Origin of the sequence: Bradyrhizobium yuanmingense, from assembly GCF_025200905.1 — a bacterium.
In the GTDB taxonomy this organism is placed as follows: Bacteria; Pseudomonadota; Alphaproteobacteria; order Rhizobiales; family Xanthobacteraceae; genus Bradyrhizobium; species Bradyrhizobium yuanmingense.
The window spans coordinates 2,099,612-2,114,853 of the sequence record NZ_CP104173.1 but is presented as its reverse complement, the minus strand read 5'-3'; the positions used below and the strand labels follow the sequence as shown (position 1 = coordinate 2,114,853).

12 protein-coding genes are annotated in these 15,242 nt (G+C 63.9%); 5 read left to right on the top strand and 7 right to left on the bottom strand.

Annotated features, from left to right (window positions below):
* Nucleotides 1–34: 34 nt before the first annotated feature.
* On the bottom strand, nt 35–625 hold the full coding sequence (locus N2605_RS09940; protein WP_225184534.1) for a thiamine pyrophosphate-dependent enzyme: 591 nt from the start codon (nt 623–625) through the stop codon (nt 35–37).
* Nucleotides 622–1,164 (bottom strand): phosphonopyruvate decarboxylase, encoded by a 543-nt coding sequence (locus N2605_RS09935; RefSeq protein WP_036004713.1) that lies wholly within the window; start codon nt 1,162–1,164, stop codon nt 622–624. Before N2605_RS09935 ends, N2605_RS09940 begins: the two co-directional genes overlap by 4 nt.
* 105 nt (nt 1,165–1,269) lie before the next feature.
* Here N2605_RS09935 and N2605_RS09930 point away from each other — a divergent pair, with 105 nt between their 5' ends.
* Together N2605_RS09930 and rocD are read left to right on the top strand one after the other, a co-directional pair.
* The gene (locus tag N2605_RS09930; protein WP_260346475.1) at nt 1,270–2,490 is read left to right on the top strand and encodes a cytochrome P450; all 1,221 of its coding nucleotides are present in this window, start codon (nt 1,270–1,272) and stop codon (nt 2,488–2,490) included.
* Between the two features lie 231 nt (nt 2,491–2,721).
* Complete coding sequence (rocD, locus tag N2605_RS09925) at nt 2,722–3,936, top strand: ornithine--oxo-acid transaminase (protein ID WP_260346474.1); 1,215 nt, start codon at nt 2,722–2,724, stop codon at nt 3,934–3,936.
* Between the two features lie 281 nt (nt 3,937–4,217).
* Here rocD and N2605_RS09920 read toward each other — a convergent pair whose 3' ends face one another.
* Entirely contained in the window at nt 4,218–4,361 is a 144-nt protein-coding gene (locus N2605_RS09920) for a hypothetical protein (RefSeq protein ID WP_260347552.1), read from the bottom strand.
* A gap of 200 nt (nt 4,362–4,561) precedes the next feature.
* Here N2605_RS09920 and N2605_RS09915 point away from each other — a divergent pair, with 200 nt between their 5' ends.
* From N2605_RS09915 to N2605_RS09905, 3 genes are all read left to right on the top strand, one after another.
* Nucleotides 4,562–6,061 carry a Spy/CpxP family protein refolding chaperone gene (locus N2605_RS09915; protein ID WP_260347435.1) on the top strand — a complete coding sequence of 500 codons (1,500 nt, stop codon included), beginning with the start codon at nt 4,562–4,564 and terminating at the stop codon, nt 6,059–6,061.
* Nucleotides 6,062–6,162: 101 nt separating this feature from the next.
* Nucleotides 6,163–6,549, top strand: a complete 387-nt coding sequence (locus N2605_RS09910; protein WP_260346473.1) for a YybH family protein — start codon at nt 6,163–6,165, stop codon at nt 6,547–6,549.
* Between the two features lie 37 nt (nt 6,550–6,586).
* Nucleotides 6,587–9,958 (top strand): AAA family ATPase, encoded by a 3,372-nt coding sequence (locus N2605_RS09905; RefSeq protein ID WP_260346472.1) that lies wholly within the window; start codon nt 6,587–6,589, stop codon nt 9,956–9,958.
* Nucleotides 9,959–10,516: 558 nt separating this feature from the next.
* On the opposite strand, the gene N2605_RS09895 is transcribed toward N2605_RS09905, so the two are convergent.
* The 4 genes from N2605_RS09895 to N2605_RS09880 all read right to left on the bottom strand — a co-directional run bounded on the left by N2605_RS09895 (nt 10,517) and on the right by N2605_RS09880 (nt 15,242).
* A complete protein-coding gene (locus N2605_RS09895) occupies nt 10,517–11,380 on the bottom strand; it encodes a sugar phosphate isomerase/epimerase family protein (protein WP_225123670.1) in 864 nt (287 codons plus the stop codon).
* Nucleotides 11,380–12,570 (bottom strand): dihydrodipicolinate synthase family protein, encoded by a 1,191-nt coding sequence (locus N2605_RS09890; protein WP_260346471.1) that lies wholly within the window; start codon nt 12,568–12,570, stop codon nt 11,380–11,382. Before N2605_RS09890 ends, N2605_RS09895 begins: the two co-directional genes overlap by 1 nt.
* Before the next feature lie 129 nt (nt 12,571–12,699).
* Nucleotides 12,700–13,851: a Gfo/Idh/MocA family protein gene (locus N2605_RS09885; RefSeq protein ID WP_260346470.1), complete on the bottom strand. Its 1,152-nt coding sequence runs from the start codon at nt 13,849–13,851 to the stop codon at nt 12,700–12,702.
* Complete coding sequence (locus N2605_RS09880) at nt 13,848–15,242, bottom strand: enolase-like domain-containing protein (RefSeq protein WP_260346469.1); 1,395 nt, start codon at nt 15,240–15,242, stop codon at nt 13,848–13,850. Before N2605_RS09880 ends, N2605_RS09885 begins: the two co-directional genes overlap by 4 nt.

Sequence of the window (15,242 nt, the reverse complement as noted above, 5' to 3'; positions counted from 1 at the left end):
CCCGCGTGCAGGCGTTCGGGGATGGACGGACCGCCTAGATCGGCTGGAAGCCGAGGTCAGCACGGATCCGGTTGACGATGTAGGTCCCGTCCCGCGTCGGCAGAATCCGCTCCAGGCCGGCGCTGTCGATCTTCACATTGGCAAAGCGCGGACCCGCAGAGACGTCGTGGACGGCTTTGGCGAAGGCTTCGACTTCGGCCATGGTCGTGACAGCCCGGCTGTCCTTAATGCCGCAAGCCCTGGCGATGCCGACGAGGTCGGCGGCGCCGGAGGTGTGGCTGGTCTGGCCGCCGGTCTCGCCATAGGCCTCGTTGTCGAGCACTGCGATCGAGAGGTTGGCCGGCTTCTGCAGGCCGATGGTGGCAAGGCTGCCCATGCCCATCAGCATCTCGCCGTCGCCGGTGATAACCAATACCGGCAGCTTCGGCTGCGCCAGCGCCAGACCCAGCCCGATCATCGCGGCGCCGCCCATGCCGCCCCAGAGGTAGAAGTTGCGGGCGTGGTCGCCGGCGGCGCACATGTCGTTGGTGGAAGCGCCAAGGCCGCCGATCGCGACGACGTTCTTGCGGTTCGCCAGCAGCGTGGACACCACCTGCCGGCGGTCGAGGAGATTGGCCTTGCTCATTTGGTGAAAACCTTGGCGCCGATCAGGCGCTGCGACAGAAGGACGGCGGTTGGCGTCAGCGCGTTGTAGGCCTGCGCCGCGGCCGCTTCCAAGACGGCAGGCACCTCGGCAGCGTGCGAGGCGCGCAGCACCTTGACGCCGGAGAGCTCGAACACGCCTTGCGTGGTCGAGCCCATCGGCACCTGCCACGGATTGAACTCGCCCCACTCGCCGCGCATCGTCACGAGCGTGAGGAACGGAAAGCGCAGGATCGGGATCAGCGACAGCATGTTGATGCAATTGCCGACGCCGCTCGATTGCATCAGCAGCACGCCGCGCTGTCCGCCCGCCCAGGCGCCGGCGAGCAGCGCCACGCCTTCCTCCTCCGTCGTCAGCGCAATGCCGCGCATGGTGGAGGAGGCCAATACGCGCTGGATCAGCTTGGAATGACCGGCGTCCGGAACGTAAGGCACCTGCCGGACGTCAAAGCGCTGGAGGGTCGCGAAAATATCGTCGGGCCAGTTCGGCGCCGTGTCGGCAGCGTCAGCGCGTGCGTGCATTTTCCTGTCCGGTCGGCTAGCAAGGTAGAAAGACTGTAGACGCATGCATGCGCCGACCAGAACAACAAAAACGGCATATCGGCTTTAACCGGCGAGTATAACGGGATGAACGCAGATGCGAAGGCGCTGGCCGCAAGCTTCGACCTCGAGAAGCTGACGCCGGAGTTCTACGACAACCCCTATCCGACCTATCGTGCACTGCGGGAGAACGAGCCGGTCAAGCGCCTGCGGAGCGGCACCGTGTTCCTGACCCGCTACGATGATCTCGTCACCACCTACAAGAACACCAAGTCGTTCAGCTCGGACAAGAAGCGCGAGTTCGCGCCGAAATACGGCGACACCCTGCTCTACGAGCACCACACCACGAGCCTCGTGTTCAACGATCCGCCGTCCCATACCCGCGTCCGCCGCCTGATCATGGGCGCGCTGTCGCCGCGCGCGATCGCCAGCATGGAGGGGGACCTGATCAAGCTGGTCGACGGCCTGCTCGATGCCATCGAAACCAAGGGCGCTTGCGAACTGATCGAGGATTTTGCCGCTTCGATTCCCATCGAGGTGATCGGCAACCTGCTCGACGTGCCTCACGAGGAGCGCGGGCCGCTGCGCGACTGGTCGCTGGCGATCCTGGGTGCTCTCGAACCCGTAGTGTCGCCCGAAGTAGCTGCGCGCGGCAACAAGGCGGTGGCGGACTTCCTCGCTTATCTGCAGACGCTGGTGTCGCGGCGGCGCGCGAAGCCGGGCAATCCCGAGCGCGACGTGCTGACGCGTTTGATCCAGGGGGAAGAGAACGGCGAGCGGCTGACCGAGAAGGAGCTTCTGCACAATTGCATCTTCCTGCTCAATGCCGGCCACGAGACCACCACCAACCTGATCGGCAACGGCCTCGTGGCGCTCGACCGCCATCCCGACCAGAAGCAGCGCCTGATCGAGAACCCGGACATGATCAAGACTGCGGTCGAGGAGATGTTGCGCTACGAGAGCTCCAACCAGCTCGGCAACCGCATGACCACCGAGAAGGTCGAGCTCGGCGGCGTCATGCTCGATGCCGGCACGTCGGTGACGCTGTGCATCGGGGCTGCCAATCGCGACCCCGCGCAGTTTCCCGACCCCGAGCGTTTCGATATCGCGCGCACGCCGAACCGGCACCTCGCCTTCGCCACAGGCGCGCATCAATGCGCAGGCATGGCCCTGGCGCGGCTGGAAGGGGCGATTGCGATCTCGCGCTTCCTGGCGCGCTTTCCGAACTATGCCGTCAGCGGTCAGCCGGTGCGCGGCGGACGGGTGCGGTTCCGCGGCTTTTTGAGCGTGCCCTGCGCGCTTGGCTGAGGGGCCGGCAACCAAACTGCGAAAACAACCCCATGCACAGTAGAGCCTGGGTCGCGGAACGGTGCCCTGTGGCCCGGCAGAACCACCTGACATTTCGGGACTATCAGGCCGCGCCGCGCCATCGGCGCATCAAGGCTTCCGAGCTGACAAACCGATACCCACATTCATTTGGGCGCGACCCGCTGGTGCAGTCGATTGACGCCCCCGCGCGCAGCAATGGAGTGACGGCAGATGAGCTCGTCGGTCATTGATTTCATCGCGACAGAAGCGCGCTTCGGGGCCCATAATTACGAGCCGATCGGGGTCGTCCTGTCGCGCGGCGAAGGTGTCTGGGTCTGGGACACCCAAGGCAACCGGTACCTCGATTGCCTCTCGGCCTATTCGGCGGTCAGCCAGGGCCACTGCCATCCCAAGATCCTGGCGGCGATGGTCGAACAGGCGCACAGGCTGACGCTCACCTCGCGTGCCTTCCACAACGACCAGCTCGCCTTGTTCTACGAGGAGATCGCCGCGCTCACCGGTTCCCACAAAGTGCTGCCGATGAACAGCGGCGCCGAGGCGGTGGAAAGCGCGATCAAGTCGGTCCGCAAATGGGGCTACGAGGTGAAGGGCGTGCCGGACGGCCAAGCCGAGATCATCGTCTGTGCCAACAATTTCCACGGACGCACGCTGGGCGTCGTCGGCTTTTCAACGGACCCCGAGACACGCGGACACTTCGGGCCGTTCGCGCCGGGCTTCAAGGTCATCCCGTTCGGCGACGCCGCGGCGCTTGCGGGAGCAATCACCCCAAATACGGTCGCCTTTCTGGTCGAGCCGATCCAGGGCGAAGCCGGTGTCGTCATTCCTCCGGCCGGCTATTTCACTGAGGTCCGGGAGCTCTGCACCGCCAAAAACGTGATGCTGGTGCTCGACGAGATCCAGACCGGGCTCGGTCGCACCGGCAAGCTGCTCGCCGAACAGCACGAGGGAATTGAGGCGGACGTGACGCTGCTCGGCAAGGCCCTGTCCGGCGGCTTCTATCCGGTCTCGGCCGTGCTCTCGAACAACGACGTGCTCGGGACATTGCGACCCGGGCAGCACGGCTCCACCTTCGGCGGCAACCCGCTTGCCTGCGCCGTTGCCCGCGCGGCGATGCGCGTGCTGGTCGAGGAAGGCATGATCGAGAACGCGGCGAGGCAAGGCGCGCGCTTTCTGGAGGGCTTGAAGGACATTCGCGCCAATACGATCCGCGAGGTGCGCGGGCGCGGCCTGATGCTGGCGGTCGAGCTGCATCCCGAGGCCGGACGGGCACGCCGCTATTGCGAGGCGCTTCAGAGCAAGGGCATCCTCGCCAAGGATACCCATGAGCATACCATCCGCATCGCCCCGCCGCTCGTGATCACAAGCGACCAGGTCGACTGGGCGCTGGAGCGGTTCGCCGCGATCCTGACGCAGGATTTCTCTTGAGACTGGCTGCGTCGGAAGATCGCAATGCCGGCCGTGGCCAAGGACGAACGATTCCACGGTCTGTGCGTTGAAAGTCGTGGGCGATTACGAGTTGGGAGCTAGGATCATGCTTCCGCGTGGCGTTTGCCTGACGGCTGTTTTGGTTAGCGTCTCGATGCTGACGACGAGTGCGTCGGCTCAGGGACCTCACGGACACGGACGGGGTGGAGGACCACCAGGACCAGCCGCAGCGCCGCCATCAGCACCACCGGCCATGGCACGCCCGGCAGCACCACCACCGGCTATGGCTCGTCCAGCCGCACCGCCAGCAGCACCGCCAGCCATGGCACGTCCGGCGGCTCCGCCAGCCATGGCGCGTCCCGCCGCGCCGCCAGCCATGCCGCAGCGACCGGCGATGGCGCCACGTCCGGCGCCGCACATCGCATCACCGCCACCGCGTCCGACCCCACAAATCAGTGCCCCCCGAGCCGCCCCGCAGGTGGCAGCGCCCCGCCGCGAATTCCAGCGCCCGCCGGCAGCGCCGCAACGTCCGGCGATGGCGCCGCGGCCGGCGCCGCAGATCGCCGCCCCTTCGCGCCCAAGTGCCCCCCCGGCCGTGAGCGAGCGATCGGGACCGCCGCGTGAGATGCTTTCGCGCCAATCCGCGGAACGCCAAGACCGCATCGACCGCTTGCAGCAGCGCGTGCAGCAACTGCAATCGCAGAAACCGGAAGGCGCAAGGGCGCAGCAACAGCAGCAACGGCTGCTGCAGTCGCAGAGCCGTCTTCTTGAGCGCGAGCAACGCGTGCAACAGCGCTCGCAGCACGTCGAGCAGCGGCAGCGCGACATGCTGTCGCGCCAGACGACGGAGCGCCAGGCCCGCATCGAACGCCTGCAGCAGCGGGTGCAGCAATTGCAGTCGCAAAAGCCCGAAGGCGTGCAAGCGCAACGGGCGCAGCAGCGAATGCTCCAGGCGCAAAACCGCTTGCTTGGCCGAGAGCAGCGCGCGCAGCAAATTGACCTGGCGCGCCAGCAGCGGCTTGGGCTGCAGGCTCCGGCGGAGCGCGCTCCGGCACTTGCAGCCGCTGCGCAGGCCGCCGAGCGCGGACGGTTTGCGGAACGCTTCCGCGAGCAGTCCACTGCGCTGACCCAAGCGGCTCTCGTCACGCGCCAAAGCGGCTGGGCACCCCGGCAGGCCTGGCGTCACCGTCATCCCGCGGTGTTCGTGGCTTGGCTTGGGCCCGTGTTCTGGCCTTACGCCTATTCCGACATCTTCAACTACACATTCTGGTCGTATGGCTACGAGCCCGGATATTGGGCGTACGCCTATGACGACTTCGTCGACACCGTGTTCTGGGGCGGTGACGGCCCCTACTCCGCTTATGCCAGCACCAACTCGTATGACTACCCTCAAGCCGGCGGCGGCTACCGCGCGCGCCAGCGTGCCAGCGTGAGCCCGCAGACGCTTCAGCAATTGTGTGCCACGCCGGACAAGGGCGTGACCGCCTGGCCGCTTGCCGATATCGCACAGGCGGTGCGGCCGACGCCGGAGCAACGCGCATTGCTGGACGAGCTGAAGACCGCGGCGGCCAACGCTGCCGGTGTGTTCAAGGACTCCTGCGCGGAGACTTATGCACTGACTCCCCCTGGCCGCTTGCGCGCGATGATGAACCGCATCAGCGCGACGCTTGAAGCCGTCAAGATCGTTCGACCGGCACTGGAGAATTTCTACAACTCGCTCAGTGACGAGCAGCAGGCCCGCTTCAACGCGCTTGGCCCCAATGTCGGCGAGCGCTCGCCGCAGCAGCAGGAGGCGAGTAGCGAGGGCTGTGGCGATCCGAAGTCCGGGCTGACGCAGTTGCCGATCCAGAGGATCGAGGCTGTGCTCCACCCGGCCGGCAAGCAGAAGGAGGCGCTGGACCGCCTCAGCGAAGCGACGGCGAAGGGCGTTGAAAGCCTACAGGCAGCCTGTCCCAACGATGCGCCGCTGACACCTGTCGGACGGCTGGAGACGATGCAGCATCGGCTCGAGGCCATGCTGACGGCCGCCAAGCTGGTCGAACCCGCCCTGGACGAGTTCTATGCCACGCTGAGCAGCGAGCAGAAGGCGCGCTTCAACAGGCTGCAACAGGTCGCAGGCCAATGAGGGCGGCGTCGCGTTCCCTCGTTGCAATTTGCAGCGGTCGAACGACGTCAGTGACGTAATCGTTCTCCAACGAAAGCAAGCCCGCGATTGAGGGAGGGATCATGACAGCCTTAGCTTCCTCCATAAAACACGACATTGCTGCGGCGTACGCCGCGTGGGACTCAGCATTCAACAAAGCAGATGCCAGGGCTATCGCGGCGACTTACGTGCCAGACGCCAAATTGTTGCCGCCGACGCATCAAGTGATATCCGGTCCGACAGAGATCGAGAGCTTCTTTGCTGGGCTGTTTTCAAGCGGATTCACCGATCACAGGTTGGTCGTCATCGACGCCGGCGGAGATGAGAAGATCGTCTACGGCACGGCCCATTGGAGCGCCAACGGTAAGACAGCGGATGGCGCCCGCCAACCTGCAGGCGGGATCGCAACCCACGTGTTTGAGCGACAGGAAGATGGTTCGCTGAAGCTGAAGTTGCATACTTTCAATTGAGCTGACCGTCGCCTGATCCGGCACGAGGAGGCTTCTCGTGGATATCGCGCAATGGCTTCGCGGTCTCGGGCTGGAGCGCTACATAAAGACCTTTTGTGACGCTGAAATCACGTCCGAAATTTTGCCAGAACTGACTGAAGCCGACCTGCGGGAGCTTGGCTTGCCACTCGGCCCGCGCAAGGCTGTGCTAAGAGCAATCCATGCACTCGCTCCACCGATCACCCCGGTGGCGGTCGAGGCCAATCGACCTGCCAACTACGTGAAGCCATCGATTCCTTCGGACGCGGAGCGTCGACAGCTCACGGTCATGTTCGTCGACCTGGTCGGCTCGACGGCACTTGCTTCAGGGCGCGATCCCGAGGAGCTGCGTGACCTCTTGCAGGCCTACCATAACACCGTGGTGGGCGAGATCGACCGATTCGAAGGCCACATAGCCAAATTCCTCGGCGATGGCGTTCTCGCTTATTTTGGCTGGCCGCGGGCGCACGAAGATGAGGCGGAGCGCGCCGTTCGCGCCGGGCTTCGAGTGACCAAGGCGGTCGCATCCCTTACCGAACCGGGTGGTGCAGCGCTCGCCGCTCGCGTCGGCATCGCAACCGGTCTGGTCGTGGTCGGCGAGCTGATTGGCGAGGGAGAGGCTCGCGAGCGCGCAGTAATCGGCGAAACACCAAACCTAGCCGCCCGACTGCAAGATCTGGCCAACCCAAGTGATGTGGTGATTGCGGAATCGACCCGCCGCCTACTCGGCGAAGCTTTCACGTACCGCGACCTCGGCACGGTGCCTCTCAAAGGTTTCCCGGAACTGGTGCAGGCGTGGCTTGTCATTGGTGAAGGCGCGGCAGAGAGCAGGTTCGAGGCTCGGCATGGCTTGGCAACGACCGCACTGGTCGGACGGAATGAAGAACTTGCATTGCTCCTGGATCGCTGGGAGCGGGCGAAAGAGCGGGAAGGACAGATCGTCCTGCTCGGCGGCGAAGCCGGCATTGGCAAGTCGCGGCTCGTGCGAGCCTTACGCGACCAGGTCGCCCGTGTGCCGCACACGCCGCTGAGTCATTTCTGTTCACCATTTCATACCAACACCGCTCTATATCCCGTCGTTGGCCTCCTTGAACGGGCAGCGGCAATACGGCGGGAGGACGCTTCCGACGAACAGCTCGATAAACTCGAGGCCATGCTCGCGCTTGGTGCGGACGATGTGCATGAGAGCGCGCCGGTTCTCGCGGATCTCTTGGCAATCCCGACCGGGGAGAGATACCCGCCTCTTGCACTCAGTCCGCACCAGAAGAAGGAGCGAACCTTCCAGGCCCTTCTGGAACAGATACAAGGCTTGGCGGCAAGACAGCCAGTGCTTGCCGTCTACGAGGACGTCCATTGGGCGGACCCTACTATGCTCGAATTCCTCGATCGGCTCGTCGACGAGGTGCAGCGACTTCCAATTTTGATGATCGTTACCTTCCGGCCCGAGTTCATTCCGCGCTGGACGGGTCATGGACATGTGACAGCGCTCTTTCTAAGCCGGCTGGGACGTCGGCAAGGGGCGGCAGTCGTTGACCGGATCACGGGCGGCAAAACACTCCCTCAGGAGGTGCTTGAGCAGATTCTGGCCAAGACCGACGGCGTGCCGTTGTTCGTCGAGGAGCTCACCAAAGCCGTCGTCGAATCCGGGCTGCTCAAAGACCACGGCAGCCGTTATGAGCTGATCGGCCCATTACCGCCGCTGGCGATCCCGACGACGCTGCAGGACTCCTTGATGGCCCGGCTTGATCGATTGGCGCCGGTCAAGGAAGTTGCCCAGATTGCAGCTTGCATCGGACGCGAATTCGGACACGATCTTCTGCGCCTTGTAACGGCGCTCGACGAGCACGCGCTCCAGCATGCTCTCAATGACCTATTGGCCGCGGAACTGATATTCCGTCGTGGCGTACCTCCGAATGTTGGCTACAGCTTCAAACATGCGCTGGTGCAGGACATCGCGCACGAGAGTCTTCTAAAGAGCAAGCGGCAGCAGATCCATGCCCGCATAGCTGCAGCTCTCGAACAACATTACCCTGCCCGTGCGGAGGCGGAGCCGGAGACGATCGCTCTGCATCTCACCGAGGGTGGACTGGCAGGAAAGGCGGTGGATTATTGGCTGCGGGCCGGCCGCATTGCGGCTGGGCGTTCCGCAAATCTCGAAGCGATCACTCATCTCACAAGGGGGCTGGAGGCGCTCAAGTCAAATCCACCAGGCCCGGAGCGCGATCGTCAGGAACTCGCTCTGCAAACAGCAATCGGAGGTCCACTGATTGCCATCCACGGATACACGGCTCCGCAGCTTGGCACAGCCTTCAGCAGGGCTCATGCGCTCTGCTATGAACTCGACGACACGGGCGCCTTGTTCTCCACCCTTAGCGGCAAATTCATTTTCCACTTCGTGCGCGGCGACTTTGCTGCCATGCAGAGCCTCGTTGCCGAGGCGCAGCGCGCCGCCGAGCGCACCAGTGACACAGCGCTGGAACTAGCTGTGCATCGTCTGGCCGCGCTCACCGCAATGCATGCCGGTGATTTTCTGACCGCACGCTCGGAGTTCGAAACGATCTTGAGTCGCTATCAGCCGGAGGAGCATCGGCCTCCACCTGTGCACTACGTACATGACCCAAAAGCCTCGGCGCTACCCTACTTGGCGATTGTGCTTTGGGTTCTGGGTTACCCCGAACAGGCTCAGCGGACTAGCCGTGCCGCATCCCAATACGCCATGGAGTTGAATCAGACGAACCTTACCGCGCATGTGCAGGTCTATGGCGAGGCGGCTCTTGCGGAGCTCATGGGAAACGTGGCGGCCGTCCATGCGCACGCCGACGCCATCATCGATCTCGCCGATCAGAACAGCTTGAACTATTGGCGCGTGAGCGGCCTCATCCTGCGGGGCTGGGCAATGGCGCAAGAGGGCGACGCGGAGGCCGGCCTGGCCATCATGCGCCTCAGCCTGAACGAGCGGAACAGGCTCGGAGCCAGTTGGTACCAGGTTCGGTACTTATGGATGCTCGCGACCACCTACCTCTACTCAGGTGACTACGACAACGGCGTCGCCGCCCTTGCCGAAGCAAAGGTCCTTGCCGCGCGCAGCGACGAGCATATGTGGGAGGCAGAACTTGCATGCATCGATGGCGAACTGCACCGGATTCGTGGTGCTCCAGCTGACGAGGTCGAGGGGTATTTGCAAACTGCACTCAAGGTCGCCCAAAGCCAGAGCGCAAAGTCCTTTGAATTACGTGCCGCAATGAGTTTGGCTCGGCTTTGGCGCGACCAGGGTAGGATAGCCGACGGGCGGTGCCTTCTTGGCTCGGTTTACGGCTGGTTTACGGAAGGCTTCGAAACGCCGGACCTTCGTTCCGCCAAGGCGCTCATGGAGGAGCTTTCCCGATCATGATCGCGCGCCTTTTCAAGCTTCAGACGTTGCCGCACAGCGAGCACACAGATGATACGGCAACCCTGTACTTGCGTTATTGGATCTGAACACGAGGCAATTCCGCTGTGGGTCACAAGCAGTGCTGCTCTGGACGATCAGCCCGACTTCCTTTTATGAGTACACGGCCTTTCTGTCCTCACGCGGCGGAAATCGTCTTCCGCTCAGCACTTCGCATCTGTGATCGCTTGAGGCTGCTCTACCTCATTCAAGCCAATGGCGTTGCATTGTTGGAAATGGGAAGATAGCTCGAGGTCAGCCAGATGATCCCAGTATTCTGCCTCTGCGAGCAGCTTCCATTTGTTCATGCTGTTGTACGCGGCCTGTTGACGGCACAGTGAGCTCATCGCACGCAAGCGTCGCACTTTCTCCACTGCGAACCTCCCTCCGCGCCTGCTTGGTCGCAAGCGCATTTGTGTCGGCAGAGCTTCGCAGATCGAATTGACGAGTGATAGTCCGGGATTCGACGGTAAAATCGATGATAGCGCAATCGTCTGACTTTTCACGAGACACTCCAGGCAACTACACCACCGTCCGATGTCGCTGGATGCAGGTCTTCAGCACCTCGTCCATCGGCTTGCCCCACCATTCGTTGGAGAAGATCTCGATCTCGGAATAGCCGGCAAAGCCCTGCGCTTCGACCGCTGCACGCACCGATTTGATGTCGATGACGCCGTCGCCCATCATGCCGCGGTCGTTGAGGATGTCCCTGGTCGGCACCAGCCAGTCGCAGACATGGAACGCCAGCAGGCGGTCCCGGCCGGCGCGTGCGATCTGGTCCATCAGCTCCGGATCCCACCAGATGTGATAGACGTCGAGCGCGACGCCGAGCATGCCGGTGCGGCCGGGGTCGAGCCGGTCGCAGATATCGAGCGCCTGCTTGGTTGTGTTTACGCAGGCGCGGTCGGCCGCATAGGCCGGATGCAACGGCTCGATCGCCAACGGCAGCTTGGCTTGCCTCGCGTAGTCGAGCATGTCAGCGAGCGCTTCCTCGACCTGCCCGCGCGCTGCCACCAGATCCTTCGAAGCCTCACTGCCCGGCCGCGAATATTGCGGCAGGCCGCCGACGACGAGGACGATGCAGGGCGCGCCCAGTGCCTTGGCTTCATCGACACAGCGCCTGTTATCGTCGCGCACTTCGCCCCGGCGCGAGACATCCGAGGTGAACATGCCGCCGCGGCAATAGCCTGAGAGATCAAGGCCAGCCTCGCGCACCGCGCGCGCGACGCGGTCGAGACCGACGTTCGCGACCTGGTCGCGCCAGGGATCGATGGCTCGGATGCCGTGCTTCGCGCAGGCCTCGATGATGGCGACGAGGTCACCCTGCTTGCGGACGGTCGCCGTGTTCAGCGACAGCCAGCGGTGGTCGGACGAGAAATCGCGCATCAGGATTCGATCCCGTGGGTGGCCAATACGGTCTTCATCCGTTGCGTCGCGAGTTCAGGGTTGGCGAGCAGACCGGCTTGGTCGGCCAGACGGAACAGCTCGGCGAGATGCAACGTCGAACGCGTGCTCTGCTGTCCGCCGACCATGGTGAAGTGATCCTGGTGTCCGTTGAGATAGGCCATGAACACGACGCCGGTCTTGTAGAAGCGCGTCGGCGCCTTGAAGATGTGACGCGACAGCGGGACAGTCGGGCCAAGCACGTCGTGGAAGCCGGCTTCGTCGCCTGCCGCCAGCCGCGACAGCGCGTAGGACGCCGCCGGCGCGATAGCATCGAAGATGCCGAGCAGCGCATGCGAGAAGCCCTGCTCGTCGCCGGCGATCAGCTCCGCGTAGTTGAAATCGTCGCCGGTGTACATCTTGATGCGGTTGTCGAGGCGGCGACGCATGTCGATCTCGCGCTGCTTGTCGAGCAGCGAGACCTTGACGCCGTCGACCTTGGCGGCGTTGCCGTTGATGATGGCGACCGCAATGTCCATGGCCTTGTCGAGATCGTTGGTGCCCCAATATCCCGCCAGTGCCGGATCGAACATGTCGCCGAGCCAATGGATGATAACGGGCTCACGGACCTGCGAGAGCACGCGGTCATAGACTTTGGCGTAATCGTCGGCATTGCGACCGAGTTTTGCCAGGGCGCGCGAGGCCATCAGGATGATGCGGCCGCCGACTTTCTCCACCGCCGAGATCTGCTCTTCATAGGCACGGATGACGTCGTCGAGGCTCCCAGCGTCCTCCACTGCGAGATGATCCGTGCCGGCGCCGGAGAACACCAGCGCGTTGCGCCGCTTGGCGGCGGCGACCGAGCGCGTGATCAGCTCCAGCGAGGTCGGCCAGTCCAGCCCCATGCCGCGCTGCGCGGTGTCCATGGCTTCGGCAACGCCGAGGCCGAGGTCCCAGACGTGCTCGCGGAAAGCGATGGTCTTGTCCCAGTCGACGGCGGCCGACAGCCAGGGATCGTTCTCGGCAAAGGGATCGGCCACCGTGTGCACGGCCGAGAAGGCGATGCGGTTCAGCGGCCCCTCGAGCTTTGCGGGGAACGTGCGCGAGGCCGCGAGCCGATAGGTCTCGATCGAGCGATCGACTTTGGGCAGCTTCAGCGACAAAGACGACATCGGTTGGACTGGCTTGTTCATGATTTCGAACCTCTCCCCGTCATTGCGAGCGAAGCGAAGCAATCCAGACTGCCTCTGCGGAAAGATTCTGGATTGCTTCGCTTCGCTCGCAATGACGGCTCAGTAGACATCGGGATTATCCGACTGACCTCAAACCTTGATGGGCGCGACGTCGATCCAGCGCCGCTCCTTCCAGCTCTTCAGCGCGCATTCGGCGAGCTGAACGCCCTTGGCGCCTTCGAGCAGTGTGAACTTGTAAGGGGCGTCCTCGTAGACGTGGCGGATGAACATCTCCCATTGCTCCCTAAAGCCGTTGTCGTAGGTGACGTTGTCGGGCAGCTTCTGCCAGTCGCCGTAGAAGTCGTGCAGCCGCTTCTCGTCGGGATTCCACACCGGGCGCGGTGTCGCCTGCCGCGCCTGGATCATGCAATCGGTGAGGCCCGCGACCGCCGAGCCGAGCGTGCCGTCGACCTGAAAGGTGACGAGGTCGTCGCGATAGACCCGCGTCACCCAGGACATGTTGATGTGGGCGATGATGCCACCCTCCAGCTGGAACGTGGCGTAGGCGGAATCGTCCGCGGTTGCCTTGTACTTCTGGCCCTGCTCGTCATAGCGCTCGGGGATGTCGGTGTTGCCGATGCAGCTGACGCTCTGGACGTTGCCGAAGAGGTTGTCGAGCACGTAGCGCCAGTGGCAGACCATGTCGAGGATGATGCCGCCGCCATCCTCATCGCGATAGTTCCAGGACGGCCGCTGCGCCTCCTGCCAGCCGCCCTCGAATACCCAATAGCCGAACTCGCCGCGCACCGAGAGGATGCGCCCGAAGAAGCCGGAATCGCGCAGGAAAGCGATCTTCTTCAGCCCCGGCAGGAACAGCTTGTCCTGCACCGTGCCGTGCTTGACGCCCTTGGCATTGGCGAGCTTGACGACCTGGACGGCCTCCTCGAAATTCGTCGCGATCGGCTTCTCGCAATAGACGTGCTTGCCGGCGTTGATGGCCTGGGTCAGCAGGCCGGGCCGCGCCTGCGTCGTCGCGGCGTCGAAGAACATGGTGTCGTTCTTGTCGGCGAGCGCGGCATCGAGATCGGTGGTCCAGCGGGTAATGTTGTAGCGCTTGGCCAGCGCCTCGACCTTGTCGGCGCTGCGGCCGACCAGGATCGGGTCGGGCATGACACGGTCACCGTTCTTCAGGCGCACGCCGCCCTGGTCGCGGATCGCGACGATCGAGCGGATCAGATGCTGGTTGAGCCCCATCCGGCCGGTGACGCCGTTCATGATGAGGCCGAGGCGTTGGGTGGTCATGCCAATTGCTCCTGAGATCTTGGCTGGGCGAGCGGGCGCAATGCCAACCAGTCCGGATGGACCGACGAGGCGAAGCCCGCGCAATGAAGCGATCCCGTCAGGAGATCGCCGTCGTGAATGGAGAGCCGGATGCCCCGCCTGGCATCGGCATAGAGATCGGGATGCGCGGCGGCGAAGGCCTGAGCTTCTGCTATGGGCGTTTCACCGAAGCCATCGACGTAGTGGTGGCCGTTGCGCTCGGCGTGAGTGACGCCAAGGAAGGCGCCGAGCGCAAGATCCTGCTGCACGGCAAGGCCGGCCTGGCAGGTGAGGTCCTCACCAGTGATGAAGAAGGCTTCGCCTTCCGCGCTCCATTTCGCCGCACGCGTGGCGTTGATGATGGACTTGTAAAGTCCCTTGCAAGATTTCGAGGAGATGCCGCGATAGCCGAGCGCCCGTGCTGCCGGGAACGCGTCGTAGGAATCGTCGGCTTCGTCGATGATGAAGCCACTTGTGCCCAGCGCGCCGAGCGGCGTTCGCCGCGTGATGTCGCGCGGCATCGGCTGCTCGACATAGAGCAGGCGCGCGGCAATCGGGCGCAGCGCGGCGTCGCGATTGAGCCCGTCCATCAGCGCCTGTAACGCGGCGAGATCGGCATACTGCTCGTTGGCATCGAGCGTCACCTTGTAGTCGCGTCCAAGCGTGTCGAGCTGCTTGCCGATCCGGGCGAGCCGCGCCGCATCGGCAGCCGGATCGCCGGACAGCTTGAGCTTGAAATAGCGTGCTCCGGTATTCTCGCGTGGATCGGCAACGCCGCCCTCACCCTCGACGACATCATCAAGGCCGACGGTATGCCTGATGGCAACACGCGCCAGCGGCACCCGGCCGGCGAGAAACGTCCTGATGTCCCGCTCGCTCAGGTCAGGAGAAAGCCGCGCGTCGATGCCGGCGATGTTCGCGGCCATTCCTTCAAAGAAGCTGGTACCTATCGCGCGCAGCAGCGCATCGAGGATGGCCTTGTCGATCTCCGCGGGGCCGTAGGCAGCAGCCAGCGCCGGAATGTTCTTCTTCGCGCAGGTCGCGATCTGGGCACCGATGCAGGAGGCATGCAGATCGAACGCCGTCTGGAAGCCGGTCCGTGCCAGATAGAGTCCGCGCGCGATCTCCAGCGAGCGACGCAACTCGTCCACCGTCTGCGCTGGCGACAGCTCCGGCCGCTTGTCGAACCACTTTGGTACCAGCAGCTCGGCGCTGGCACCGACGGCGGTGCCCCGGCCCTCGACCTCGATCTCGGCCCGCACGAACAGCTGCGGCGTCGCGTTGATCGTGATCGCACCGAAGCGGAACGGCCGCGCGAACTGCACGGGACGTTCGAAGAAGGCGATGTCTCGCAGCTTCAGGCGGGGGGACAT

What these genes read in the sequence shown, in the direction of transcription:
- N2605_RS09940 (WP_225184534.1), bottom strand. Translation starts at nt 625, where the DNA reads ATGAGCAAGGCCAATCTCCTCGACCGCCGGCAGGTGGTGTCCACGCTG.
- N2605_RS09935 (WP_036004713.1), bottom strand. Translation starts at nt 1,164, where the DNA reads ATGCACGCACGCGCTGACGCTGCCGACACGGCGCCGAACTGGCCCGAC.
- N2605_RS09930 (WP_260346475.1), top strand. Translation starts at nt 1,270, where the DNA reads ATGAACGCAGATGCGAAGGCGCTGGCCGCAAGCTTCGACCTCGAGAAG.
- rocD (WP_260346474.1), top strand. Translation starts at nt 2,722, where the DNA reads ATGAGCTCGTCGGTCATTGATTTCATCGCGACAGAAGCGCGCTTCGGG.
- N2605_RS09920 (WP_260347552.1), bottom strand. Translation starts at nt 4,361, where the DNA reads ATGCGATGTGCGGCGCCGGACGTGGCGCCATCGCCGGTCGCTGCGGCA.
- N2605_RS09915 (WP_260347435.1), top strand. Translation starts at nt 4,562, where the DNA reads ATGCTTTCGCGCCAATCCGCGGAACGCCAAGACCGCATCGACCGCTTG.
- N2605_RS09910 (WP_260346473.1), top strand. Translation starts at nt 6,163, where the DNA reads ATGACAGCCTTAGCTTCCTCCATAAAACACGACATTGCTGCGGCGTAC.
- N2605_RS09895 (WP_225123670.1), bottom strand. Translation starts at nt 11,380, where the DNA reads ATGCGCGATTTCTCGTCCGACCACCGCTGGCTGTCGCTGAACACGGCG.
- N2605_RS09890 (WP_260346471.1), bottom strand. Translation starts at nt 12,570, where the DNA reads ATGAACAAGCCAGTCCAACCGATGTCGTCTTTGTCGCTGAAGCTGCCC.
- N2605_RS09885 (WP_260346470.1), bottom strand. Translation starts at nt 13,851, where the DNA reads ATGACCACCCAACGCCTCGGCCTCATCATGAACGGCGTCACCGGCCGG.
- N2605_RS09880 (WP_260346469.1), bottom strand. Translation starts at nt 15,242, where the DNA reads ATGTCCCCCCGCCTGAAGCTGCGAGACATCGCCTTCTTCGAACGTCCC.